Source organism: Brachybacterium sp. EE-P12 (assembly GCF_003711805.1).
Taxonomy (GTDB): Bacteria; Actinomycetota; Actinomycetes; order Actinomycetales; family Dermabacteraceae; genus Brachybacterium.
Map to the genome: position 1 here is coordinate 109,751 of NZ_QXCP01000010.1, position 12,005 is coordinate 121,755.

At 73.6% G+C, this 12,005-nt stretch carries 9 protein-coding genes; 4 read left to right on the forward strand and 5 right to left on the reverse strand.

Going from position 1 to position 12,005, the window contains the following annotated elements; translation table 11 throughout:
* Positions 1 to 143: 143 nt before the first annotated feature.
* Both D1648_RS15445 and D1648_RS15450 read right to left on the reverse strand, forming a co-directional pair.
* Positions 144 to 356, reverse strand: coding sequence for a hypothetical protein (locus D1648_RS15445; protein WP_122943497.1), 213 nt, complete (start codon positions 354 to 356; stop codon positions 144 to 146).
* 216 nt (positions 357 to 572) lie between these two features.
* Entirely contained in the window at positions 573 to 3,005 is a 2,433-nt protein-coding gene (locus D1648_RS15450; RefSeq protein WP_122943498.1) for a helix-turn-helix transcriptional regulator, read from the reverse strand.
* 329 nt (positions 3,006 to 3,334) lie between these two features.
* Here D1648_RS15450 and D1648_RS15455 point away from each other — a divergent pair, with 329 nt between their 5' ends.
* Both D1648_RS15455 and D1648_RS15460 read left to right on the forward strand, forming a co-directional pair.
* Positions 3,335 to 4,051 (forward strand): CoA transferase subunit A, encoded by a 717-nt coding sequence (locus D1648_RS15455; RefSeq protein WP_122943499.1) that lies wholly within the window; start codon positions 3,335 to 3,337, stop codon positions 4,049 to 4,051.
* A gap of 1 nt (position 4,052) precedes the next feature.
* Positions 4,053 to 4,694, forward strand: a complete 642-nt coding sequence (locus tag D1648_RS15460) for a CoA transferase subunit B (protein WP_122943500.1) — start codon at positions 4,053 to 4,055, stop codon at positions 4,692 to 4,694.
* A gap of 29 nt (positions 4,695 to 4,723) precedes the next feature.
* Here the strand turns inward: D1648_RS15460 and D1648_RS15465 are convergent, their stop codons facing one another.
* Complete coding sequence (locus tag D1648_RS15465) at positions 4,724 to 6,544, reverse strand: sigma-70 family RNA polymerase sigma factor (RefSeq protein ID WP_122943501.1); 1,821 nt, start codon at positions 6,542 to 6,544, stop codon at positions 4,724 to 4,726.
* A gap of 227 nt (positions 6,545 to 6,771) precedes the next feature.
* Between D1648_RS15465 and D1648_RS15470 the strand changes: the two genes are divergently transcribed.
* Both D1648_RS15470 and D1648_RS15475 read left to right on the forward strand, forming a co-directional pair.
* Complete coding sequence (locus D1648_RS15470) at positions 6,772 to 7,242, forward strand: hypothetical protein (RefSeq protein WP_122943502.1); 471 nt, start codon at positions 6,772 to 6,774, stop codon at positions 7,240 to 7,242.
* Positions 7,243 to 7,264: 22 nt separating this feature from the next.
* Complete coding sequence (locus D1648_RS15475; RefSeq protein ID WP_122943503.1) at positions 7,265 to 8,386, forward strand: adenosine deaminase; 1,122 nt, start codon at positions 7,265 to 7,267, stop codon at positions 8,384 to 8,386.
* 12 nt (positions 8,387 to 8,398) lie between these two features.
* On the opposite strand, the gene D1648_RS18465 is transcribed toward D1648_RS15475, so the two are convergent.
* The gene (locus D1648_RS18465; protein ID WP_164518765.1) at positions 8,399 to 10,711 is read right to left on the reverse strand and encodes a sigma-70 family RNA polymerase sigma factor; all 2,313 of its coding nucleotides are present in this window, start codon (positions 10,709 to 10,711) and stop codon (positions 8,399 to 8,401) included.
* 237 nt (positions 10,712 to 10,948) lie between these two features.
* Positions 10,949 to 11,944, reverse strand: coding sequence for a LacI family DNA-binding transcriptional regulator (locus D1648_RS15495; RefSeq protein WP_241155539.1), 996 nt, complete (start codon positions 11,942 to 11,944; stop codon positions 10,949 to 10,951).
* Between the last annotated feature and the right edge of the window lie 61 nt (positions 11,945 to 12,005).

The window sequence follows — 12,005 nt, forward strand, 5'->3', positions numbered from 1 at the left end:
TCTTCCGCCCGGATGGAGCCGGGATGAACGCTCGGCCACGCAGCCGCGAAGAGCTGCGGAAGAGAGCAGCGGGATCGCCCCCTCCGCCCGCGACCGGGCCGATCAGCCGCCGATCTCGCGCCCCCGCGCCGGTGCCGAGGCTCTCATGCCCCGCCGCACTGGCTCTTCATGAGCGATGCGACGGTGCCCCGCTCGATCGCGAACCCCTGGGTGAACACCTTCTGCACCAGATGCCGGGGGAACGGCCCGACGGTGACCTCCTCCGCACCGCTGGTGCAGGTGATCCAGGTCGAGTTGTCCTGGCTGATGATCGTCAGCGCATCACCGTCGACGTCGGACAGCTCGAAGGTGTTCATTCTTCTCCTGAGGGACGGGGCCGGGCACGGCGGTCCGGGGCGGGATCGACACCCCTCATCCTGCGATGCAGGAGACTCTTGCTGACGGGTGTCGCGAAAGACTCTCCGCCTCCCCTACCCGCTCTCCTGCCCACCCCACCCGGAGGGGTAGCAATGCCGGTCACATCGCGGTTCGGCCCGCCGAGCGCACAGGTGGGCTCCACCTCGAGGAGATTGTCAGAGCCCGCGGACCGAGGCCTCGTGGAGCAGCTCGTCGCGGTTGCTCGCCCCGAGCTTGCGCATCAGGTTCGCGCGGTGGAACTTCACGGTGTTGACCGAGACGAACATGGCCTTCGCCATCTGGGGATTGGTCGCTCCACGACGCAGATGGTCGAGCACCTCGCGCTCCCGCCCCGAGATCTCGAGGGTGGGGCGGTTCAGCGCCCCGGCGATGGCGTGCGCCTGATCGAGGCGGAGCCGCTCGCCGCCGGGCACGTCCTCGGCGATCTCCCGCAGGGCTCGCAGCTCCTCGGAAGTGGCGTGCGCGAGAGGGTACAGACCGAGCCGTCGCCGCGCGGTCAGCGCGGCCGCGTCGGCCAGGGCGGTGCGCGCCGCGGGCACCCGGTCCTCGCGCACCGCGTACAGCGCCTCCATGAGGTGCACCGTGAACTCGGTGCGCGGGTAGAACGGCTGGCCCGGCATCGGCGTCACGGGCAGGTATCCGGGACTGGGGACGGGCCTGCCCGCGTGCCTGCTGAGGAAGTCCGCGACCCGCTGGATCTGGCTGTGGGCGCCTTGGGCGAACGGCCCGGGCACCGCGAGGGTGGAGAGTTCGTACGCGCGGACGTAACCCTCGAACTCCTCCATCGCTCGGCGAAGGATGGCCAGGTGGGCACGCATGTGCTGCAGGATCGGCCAGAGCTCGGGCACCGCGAGGCGGTCCGACGCGGCGCGCAGATGAGCATCGGCGTCTTCGAACCTGCCCTCGTCCAGCGCCTCCCACATCAGGGCCATCCCGGCCACGACGATGTCGCAGTCGTGCCGTAGGAACTGGGTCCCCGCCAGCAGCACGGAGGCATCGAAGACGTCCTCGAGCCCGCGGGCCCGATGATCGTGGAGGATCAGGCGGCGCGCGAAGTCCAGCCTCTCCCCGAGCGGATCGAGGCGCTGCGGGTCCACCTCCATCACCTGCACGGCGAACCGGGCGATCTCTGCAGCCGGGATCGTGTTCCCGCTGCGGAAGGCGGTGTCGGCGAGGAAGAGCAGCTCGGAGACCTCGCGCCCGCCGATCGCCTCGACCGCCTCCGAGGCCACGAGATCGGCGACCAGCGCACGGGCCCGGGTGAAGATCTCGATCATCTGCTCGCGGTCGCCGATGTGGAGAGCGAGCGCCAGCGCGTAGGCGAGCGCGCCGCTCCGCGCCCACGGCGTGCCCGCCCCGGGCGCGCTGAGCCGCAGCACCAGCGCCTGCTGCGCCGCGCGGACCGAGACCGGGGAGCGGCGGCGGTCCGCGCCCAGCCGCAGCCGTGCGGCGAGCAGCGCGGGCCGCTCGACCAGAGCGAGCGGGCTGATCCGTATCAGCGGCGTCCACAGCGGGGTCATCGCGTTGGGCAGCAGGTCCCAGATCCATTCGCTCAGCAGCTCCTCGGCCTCGTCGATCTCCCCCGCGGCCAGGTGCATCGACATCAGGAGCTCGCGGTCGCCCGTGGCGCGCGCGATGTCGACCACGCGATCGGCGGCGTCGTCCTTCTCGCCCGGGCTCGCGGAGATCGCGCGGAGCACCACCTGACGGATGCTCTCGGTCCAGCGGAACACCCGTCGGCGCATCCCGGGATGCCAGACCATCGAGCCCATGCCGAGGTCGTGGAGACGGCGGAGGTCGGCGAGCGCATCACCCCCGTCGCTCAGCGCCTCCGCATCCTCGACGGTGAAGCGCGGCAGGTGGGCCGCTCGGCGGAAGAAGCGGGCGAAGCGGCCGGTCCTGCCCAGCAGCGGCTGGTCGACGAGGAACGCCGCGAGCGCGCGATCCCGGGTGACCAGGCCCGCCTCCACCTCCACCGGCATGCTCGCCAGCGATGCCAGGACCGCCCCGGGATGACCCAGCGTCGCGCGGTGCAGGGACGTCAGCGCCTCCGCGGAGAGCTCGACGCCGCGCTCGGCGAGCAGCCGGTGCATCTCGGTCCGGTCGAGCCACACGTCCCGATCGTCGAGGGTCGAGTAGTAGATGCCTCTGGCCTGCACCTCGGCGCGCAGATGACCGAGGTCGTAGCCCGCGACGACCAGGCGGACGCCGCCGTCGAGGAGGGGCAGCAGGACGGCGAGGCCCCGTGCGCTGAGCTGCTCCGCCTCGTGGATCGCGAGGGTCATGGGGCGGCGGACGTCCTGGAGAGCTCGCACGACGGCGCCCCGCAGCTGCGCATCGTCCTGCGGAAGATCGGGGAGGTCGTAGGAGATCCGATGGCGCAGCGCGCTCCACAGCAGCTGGACGATCGCGCGGGGCTCGACGGGCAGGCGCCGCGCGTCGAAGAGCATCCGCAGCTCGCCGTCGCGGTGACCGCCGCGCTCCTCCCACTGGCGCAGCGCCGAGCGCGTGCCGCTGCCGTAGACCGCCTCGACCAGCATCAGCGGCGAGGCGCTGTCCAGCGAGGTGAGCAGTCGCCGATGCAGCATCCGACCCTTCCGGCCCCCTGGTATCCCTAGCGACCTCAGGGGCCGCAGCCATCGCCTGCAGGGGCGGGGCAGGCATGAGCACTGCCTCGCCGTCCAGGCCAGGATAGCCATCAGGTGAGGACGCGAGCGCACTTCCCTCCCTGACGGATCGGTCGGATCGCTGGCCCCTCGGAACCTCCGGCGGCGACCTCGCCGGCACCGGTCCTGACCTGGACGGCCACCATGCGGTGGCGCGGTTCACGGCGCGCACCTAGGCTCGGGAGCGAACCGCGCCCCGTCGGCACCGGCACCGACGGCGAGGGGCGAGCGGTGGGACAGGAAGGACAGCGATGTCCAAGGTCTCGGACGACATCGCCGCGGAGCTCGCCGCCGTGCTGCGCGACGGGATGACGATCGCGGTGGGCGGCTTCGGGCTGTGCGGGATCCCCACGGACCTGATCGCGCTCGTGCGCGACAGCGGGGTCCGCGGCCTGACCGTCGCCTCGAACAACCTCGGCGTGGACGGGAAGGGCCTCGGGATCCTGCTCGAGAACGGCCAGATCGACAAGGTGCTCTCGAGCTACGTCGGCGAGAACAGGTTCTTCATGCAGCAGTACATCGACGGGAAGCTCGACGTGGAGTTCGTGCCGCAGGGAACCCTCGCCGAACGGATGCGCGCCGGCGGCTCCGGCATCCCTGCCTTCTACACCCCCACCGGGTACGGCACCCCGGTCGCCGAGGGCAAGCCCGTCGCCGAGTTCAACGGCCGACGCTGCGTGCTCGAGCGCGCCATCCATGCCGACGTCGCCCTCGTCCACGCCCGCACCGCCGACACCTTCGGCAACCTCCGGTACCGCCTCACCGCACGGAACTTCAACCCGCTCGCGGCGATGTGCGGGCGCACCACCTTCGCGGAGGCCGAGCAGATCGTCGAGCCGGGCGAGCTGGCCCCGGACGACATCCACACCCCCGGCGTGTTCGTCCACCACCTGATGCGGGCCACCGCCGCGAAGGACATCGAGCAGCGCACCACGCACCCCCGCCCCGGCCCGAAGGAGGTGGCCTGAGATGGCCTGGACCCGTGACGAGATGGCCGCGATCGCCGCCGCGGAGCTGCGCGACGGCGACTACGTGAACCTCGGCATCGGCATGCCCACCCTGGTCGCGAACCACCTCCCGGACGGCGTGGACATCACCCTGCAGTCCGAGAACGGCGTGATGGGCATGGGCCCCTTCCCCTACGAGGGCGAGGAGGACCCGGACCTCATCAACGCCGGCAAGCAGACCATCACCCTGCGCCCGGGCGCGGCGATCTTCGACTCCGCCACCAGCTTCGGGATGATCCGCGGCGGCAAGATGGCCACCGCGATCCTCGGCGCCATGCAGGTCACCGCCGCCGGCGACATCGCGAACTGGCAGATCCCCGGCAAGCTCGTCAAGGGCATGGGCGGGGCGATGGACCTCGTCGCCGGGGCGCGGCGCGTGGTGGTGATGATGCAGCACGCCGCGAAGGACGGCACCGCGAAGATCGTCCACGAGTGCTCGCTGCCGCTGACCGGGGTGGGCGTCGTGAACCGGATCATCACCGATCTCGCCGTCCTGGACGTCGCCGAGGACGGTCTCGTGCTCACGCGCCTCGCCCCCGGCGTCACCGAGGACGAGGTCCGCGCGCTCACCGAGCCCGAGCTCACCGTCCGCCCGGCGGGCTGAACGCGGCGCGCGCAGCGAGCTCGGACGGCTCAGAGCTCGGCGGATTCGGTCGGTGCCTCGGCGGCCGGCGGGAGCTGCGGGCCGCTCGGATCGGCCCCGGGCCTCGGCAGCGACGGAACGATGACCGCACCGGCGTCGCCGCCGGGTCCGTCGCCGGTTCCGCCGCTGTCGCCGTCCGACTCCCCCGCAGTCCCGTCCTCCGTCGCGCCGTCACCCGTGTTCGGATCCGCGCTGGGTCCGGTCGGCGAGGCAGGATCCGTCGACGGGTCCTGCGATGGGGGCGGCGACGGCTGGCCGGGGCTCGGCGGGGACATGGGCTGGCCCGGCCAGGTCGGTCGCGGCGGATCCTGCTTGTCCTTCCCCGTGTCCGTCGCGGGATCGCTCGGGGAGGTGGGCGGCTGCGGTGTCGGCTCCTCCGTTGCGTCCGGCGAGCTCCCCTGCCGGGGCGGGGCCGTGACCGTCGCACCCTCGTCGGCGGGGACCGGCGTCGACCCGGAGGCGGGCGGCGCGGCGGAGTCGGACTCGTCCGACGTGCTCGCCGAGGGCGACTGCGCGGCGGGATCGGCGTCGTCCGAGGTGCTCGTCGAGGGCGACGTCGAGGAGGCCTCGTCGGGCCCGCCCGGAGCGGCGACGGGGATCGGCACGGGCGAGGCGGCACCGGTCGCGGCGGCGCCGGTGGCGGTGGACGTCGAGGACGATGCCGCGGCCGCCTCTTCCGGACCGTCGCCGCCCGTGGCTGCGCCGTCTCCTCCCTGCACCCCGCCGTCACCGCCGGCGGCACCGGTGCCGTCGGCGGCATCGGCACTCCCCTCCTGCTGCGGCGCCGACCACGTGGCGACGCCGAAGACGGAGGGAGCATCCTGCACCGAGCCGAGCAGGAGCCCGCTCCCGACGGCGAGCACGACGATCGCCCCGAGAGTCACGAACGCCCCGGCATGGGATGCGAGCGCACCCCGGAGGGCACCGGAGCCTCCGCCCGCGTCGAGGGACGCCAGCGGGCTCCGCGGCGCGAGGGTGCCGTCGGCGGAGGGGCCGACGGCGGCGACATCGGCCGAGAGCCGCTCCAGCAGCAGGGGCGATCCCAGGACCAGCGGCAGCAGGACGGAGCGGAGCTGCACGGCGAGCCCGCGCAGCTCATCGCGCGCAGCAGCGCATCGCGCGCAGATCTCGAGATGGCTCGCGACGGCGGCGGACCGGGCGGGCGCGAGCCGCCCGTGCTCATGGGCATCGAGGTCCTGCGCGACGCTGCGGCACGCCGGCGCGGCGTCGGAGGTGTCCAGGTGCGCCTGGAGCCAGGCGGCCCGCAGACCCTCCCGCGCCCGACGGGAGAGCTGCGCGATCGCGTTCGGGCTGCGTCCCAGCTGCGGCGCCAGGGCCCGGGGCGTCTCGCCCTCGACCTCGGTGAGCCACAGGATCCGCTGCCACGCCTCGGGCAGTTTCTCGAAGGCGGTCCTGACCAGCTGCCGGTCGAAGAGCTCGTCGACGCCGTCGGGCGCCGTGAACCGGTCGGGCACGACGCGTTCGAGATCGTCCACGGCGTCCTCGTGCGTGCGGCGGGCCCGGTCGATGGCCTCGTTGCGCACCACGCGCATGAGATAGGGCGCGAATCCGCGGCGCGGCCCGCCGCCGCGCAGGATCGACTTGAGGATCTTCAAGAACGCCTCCTGCGCGACGTCGTCGGGATCGTGGGAGCCGCCGAGGCTCCGCGCCAGGCGCAGCGCCTCGTGGCGATGACGGCGGTACAGCACCGCATAGGCGCCGGTGTCCCCGGCACGCACGGCGGCCAGCAGCTCGTCCTCCGTGAGCGTCTCGAGGGCACGGATGCGGCCGTCGGGGGCGGGCTCCGTCATGGTCCTTCTCAGTCCCTTCGCCGAGGCCGCCCGGTGCGGCTCCTCCGGTGACGTCGCCGGGGCCCTTCACCGGGGACCACGGGCGACTTGTCCGAGTATGTCGTCTTTGTGCAGTATGTCACCACCCCGTGTGGATATCGATCGCGCGCGTCACGAAACCGCGGCTCGTGCGTGGAAGAGGGTGACGGCCTGTCGGGGCCGCCCGACCTGACCTTCCGGAGAACCACATGAGCAACATCGAGCTGACCGATGTCGACGGCGACGCGCTGACCATCTACATCCGCGACGAATCGACCTGGATCACGTGCACCAGCGGCACCGAGGAGGTGACCGTCGGCCCCTTCCCCACGCAGGTGGTGCGGTCCGTCGTGGACCGCGGCTTCGAGGTCGAGGGCGGCACGCTCTCAGCGCTCGTCCGGCGCACGCCCGGGGGGACGGTGCGGCTCACCGAGGAGATGCGCGAGCGCGCCTGGGAGGCCTTCGCCCTCGAGAGCGGAGTGCAGGGCGGCGAGGAGGAGGCTGCGGCCCGGGAGGCGCTCGACCGAGCGCTCGAGGCCGCGCTCGCCTCTCCCGCCCGTCCGCCCGCGGCGGAGGCTCTCGCGGACGAGCTGCGCCGCGCCGCGATCACGATCGCGGACGTCGACCGCCTCGCCGACCACCTGGTCGCACACGGCTACCGGAAGGGGACGTCCCTCTGACCGAGGCGCGTATCCTGCCGGGATGCCGCTGCCCCGTGACCTCGTCCGCTCTCTGCCGAAGGTGGTCCTGCACGACCACCTCGACGGCGGGCTGCGCCCCGAGACCGTGATCGACCTGTGCCGTGAGCTGGGGATCGAGCCGCCCGGCGCCGATGGGCAGCAGGTCGCGGACTGGTTCCACGACGCTGCGGACTCCGGCTCGCTGCCCGCCTATCTCTCGACCTTCGAGCGCACCGTCTCGCTCATGCAGTCCGCCGCCCACCTGCGGCGGATCGCGCGCGAGTTCGTCGAGGACATGGCGGCCGACGGGGTCGTGTACGCGGAGACCCGCTGGGCACCGCATCAGCACACGGGAGCCGGGCTGAGCCTGGACCAGGCGGTGCAGGCGGTGCAGGACGGGCTCGACGAGGGCGTCGCCGCGGTCGAGGCCGGCGGCGGGCGGATCGTGGTGGGGCAGCTGCTGTGCTATCTGCGCCACCTCGAGCCGAGCGACGACCTGGTCGAGATCGCGCTCGCGCGCCGGGGCCGCGCTCCGGCGCACGCGGACGCCTCGACGGGCGCCGGGCCGGCGCGCCCGGCCGCCTCCGCAGGAGTGGTGGGACTGGATCTCGCCGGGCCCGAGGTGGGGTTCCCGGCCTCCCGCTTCGCCGCGCAGTTCTCTCGCGCACGTGCGGAGGGGCTGCGCGTCACGCTCCATGCCGGAGAGGCCGACGGACCCGCCTCGATCGCCGATGCGCTGGACACGGGCGCCGAGCGGCTCGGCCACGGGGTGCGCCTGGTCGAGGACCTCGACGGGGACGTGCTCGGCCCCGTCGCCGCGCGTGTGCTCCGCGAACGGATCTGCCTCGAGGTGTGCCCGAGCTCGAACCTCCAGACCGGCGTCGCCACGACGATCGCCGAGCATCCCGTCGGCCGGCTCCACGACTCCGGCTTCGCCCTCGCGCTCAGCAGCGACAACCGCCTCATGAGCCGCACCTGCACCAGCCGGGAGACCTCTCTCGTCGCCGAGACGCTGGGCTGGGGCGTCGAGGAGCTCGAGCAGATCGCGCTCTTCGCGCTCAGCAGCGGCTTCGCGCCCGCGCCGCTGCGGGACGCGCTCGCCGAGGAGGTCGTGCGTCCGGCCCATGCCGAGGCGCGCCGCTGATGGGCGCCGCGCTCAGCGGACGGTGAGCGTCGCCGAGCGCACCGCTCCGAGCTGTCCCGTGCCCGGGTCGCGATAGGCGAGCTCGATCGTGTGCGTGCCGCGGCTCAGCCACGCAACGTGGAACGCCGTGGTCCCCTCATCCGGAGCGTCCACGTCCCTGGTCCGACCGTCGTAGGACACCGACAGTTCGTGCCGTTCCGGGACGTCGATCCTCAGGACGATCCACGCCCCGACCCGTCCGCCGCGGATGGAGTTCGCCCGGACCGTCGCGCCTGGGGAGGGGCTGCGCAGCGTGGGCGCGAGGAAGACGTACTCGTCGGTCGGCTCCGCCGCCGCGGACGTCACGCCGTCCATCTCCTGCACGGCGCGATACCGGGTCGCGACGTCGGGCTCGCCGGGTGTCGGGGTGAGGTTCCAGCGCCCGTCGTCCCCGACCGTGGTCGTCCCCCTCTCCACGCCGTCGGCGTCGAGGACGCGCAGGAGCGCCCCAGGGGTGCCCTCCCCGGTCAGGGTGACAGGGAACAGGCGATCGCCGCCGGCGGGAGCCTCGACGGTCGGCTGCTCGAGCGACGGCTCCTCAGGGTCCACCGGAGGTTCCGTCGGCTCGGGCTCGGGTTCCGGCTCGGGCTCGGGATCCGTCGGCTCGGGCTCTGGTTCGGGCTCGGGCTCGGGCTCGGGCTCGGGCTCGGGCAGAGGCTCCGGCTCGAGCTCGGGCTCCGTCGGCTCTGCGGAGTGCACCGGAGGTTCCGTCGGCTGCGGTGCCACCGGTTCCGACTCCACAGGATCCGCCGACGGCTCCGCCGGTTCCGGGCCCGCGGGCGCGGACGGAACGACCGAAGGCTCCGTCGGCTCCGCGGCCGTCTCGACCGGCGCGGCCTCGCCCGGGGCGGTCTCCGGCACCGGGGTCTCCAGCGTCCGGTCCGGCTGCGGCCGCTGGATCTCGACCTCGATCCCCTGCGGGTCCGCCGGCGCGGAGAGCTCTGTCGCCGAGCCGACCTCCGTCGCGGCGCCCGGCTGCGACTCCAGGAGCGAGCCCGGTGACGCGACCCCGCCCTGCCCCGGTGCGGGGATGTGGACGGGCGCCGTCGCGTCCGCAGGGTCGACGGCCTCGGGCAGCCGGGTCGGGGAGGCCGACGGAGCGGGCGCGGCGAGGTTCCCGCCGGCGCCCGACCCCCCGCCCGGGGCCGATGCACTGGTCCGCGCGGAGCGGTCGGGCTCGGCCTCGCGCGGCAGCTGCCCGACGAGCACGCCGCCGACGACGGCAACGGCCGTGGCGCCCGCGATCGCCATCGTCCACCCCTGCAGCGCCAGCGGGAGCTTCAGCCAGGAGAGTCCCTTGGCGGCGCCGGCCGCGCCGCCCCCGATCGGCGAGGCCGAGCCGGCACCTCCGGACAGGAACGCCCCCGCGGAGGGGTCCGCCGCAGGCGCAGCGCCCGTCGGTCCGCCCGTGGCGGCGCCGATCCCGTCGCCCCCGGCACCGCCCTCACCCGCTCCGCCGCCGGCGGCATGATCGAGGGCCGCGGTGAGAGCCTCTCCCGTTCCGGCCAGCGCGATGACCTCGGAGAGCGATCCCAGCAGGATCGGCGAGCCCAGCACCACCGGAAGGAGCAGACCGCGCAGACGGGTCGAGACCCCCCGGAGCTCGGACAACGCGAGGGAGCAGCGCACGCACCCTTCCAGGTGCGCCGTCACTCGGGACGCCCGCGCGGCAGTCAGCTGCCCGCGCTCGTACGCCCCGAGCGATCCGGCCACCTGCCGACATGGCTCCGGCACGGAGGTGGCATCGACGTGCGCCTGCAGCCACGCCGTGCGCAGCCCCTCCCTCGCCCGCCGGGAGAGCTGCGAGACGGCGTTCGGGCTCTGCTGCAGCTGGGGCGCCACGGCACGCGGGGGCAGCCCCTCCACCTCGGTCAGCCACAGCACCTGCTGCCACGACTGCGGCAGCGTGGTGAACGCGCGCTGCACCAGATCCTGCTCGATCCGATCGTCCACGCCGTCGGGGATGCTCGAGCTCTCCGCGTCAACCGTCTCGACATCCTCGACGGCGACCTCTCGCGCACGTCGCTGGCGGTCGATGACCTCGTCGCGCACCGCCCGCATCAGGTACGCGACGAAACCGCGCTGCGGCCCTCCCCCGCGCATGATGGTCTTGAGCACTTTCAAGAACGCCTCCTGCGCGATGTCGTCGCACTCGTGCGGGCCGCCGAGGCGACGCGCGAGACGGAGCGCTTCGGCGTGGTGACGGCGGTACAGCTCGGCATACGCGCCCGTGTCCCCCGATCGCACCGCGGCGAGCAGCTCGTCCTCGTCGACGGGTCCTCGCACGCGTTCTGGGGCACGAGGGCTCAGATCCGTCATCCGACCGTCCACTCCCTTCCCTGGCCACGCCTCGCACGGCGAGTCCGCCGTGGTGCTCCTGCCCCGTTCCACGGTGGATCCGCCTCGCTATGCCGCCATTGTGAGATGCCTCGCGATCCGTCGACCAGCGAATCGGACATACGTCACCAAACGGCAGGTGCTCGAGGTGCTGCGCGGCCTGCGGCTCCGGCGCCGCGACGGCGCTCAGAGGCTCGAGCCGCGCACCTCGAGGCGCGGGGCGAGCACCTGGCGCCGCGGCGGCTCCCCCTCCCCCTCGACGAGGTCCAGGAGCGTGCGGCCGGCGAGCCGGCCGAGGGTCTTCAGCCCCATGTCAACGGTGGTCAGCGGGGGGCGTGACGCGAGCGCCATGACGTCCCAGTTGTCGAATCCGGTGACCCGGACCTGGCCGGGCACGTCGACGCCGCGCTCGCGCAGCCGGTCGGTGACGCCGCGGGCGATCTGATCGGAGCCGCAGCAGAAGCCGTCGACATCCGGATGCGCGGCGAGCGTCATGTCCACCGCATGGCGGCCCCACTCCTCGGACCAGTGCCCGTACTGGGGCGGGGCGATCAGCGCCTCGCCGAGGGCATCCGCGGTCGCCTCGGCGCGGATCGCCGCCGAGTGGTGGCGCTGCGGCCCGGTGACGTGCACGATCCGTCGGGAGCCCATCGCTGCCAGGTGCTCGGCGGCGGCCCGGGCACCGGCCGCCTCGTCGGCGACGACGGCGAAGTCCTCAGGGTCGTCCGAGGGCGAGAAGGCGTAGACGGTCGGGATCGGCAGCCCCACCGAGGGGCGCGGATCCGTGGTGCGCCCGGTGATGATCAGCCCGTCCACGCGCCGCTCCTGGAGCGAGGCCAGGTAGTGGCGCTCGCGCAGCACGTCGTCACGGGTGTCGCACAGGATGATCGCCATCCTCCCGGCGGCGAGCGCATCCTCGACCCCCATGAGCAGCGGGATCGTGAAGCGGCCGAAGCTGTCGGTGGTCAGCAGGCCGACGGTGTACGTGCGGGTGTCCGCCGGGCCGCGCCCCGAGGCGCCGGCGACGAAGCCGAGCTCCGCCGCGGCCTCCTTGACCCGCGCCCGGGTGTCCTCGCGCAGCTGGCCGGTGTCGTTCAGGGCCTTGGACGCGGTGCTCACCGAGACCCCGGCACGTTCGGCGACGTCGGCGATGCGGGGGGCGGTCCGGCGGATGCTCTTCACGTGACCTCCTGGGGCTCCCCGTCCCGTCGGCGGGGCAGGGGTTGTCGGGGCGCTGCGCCCA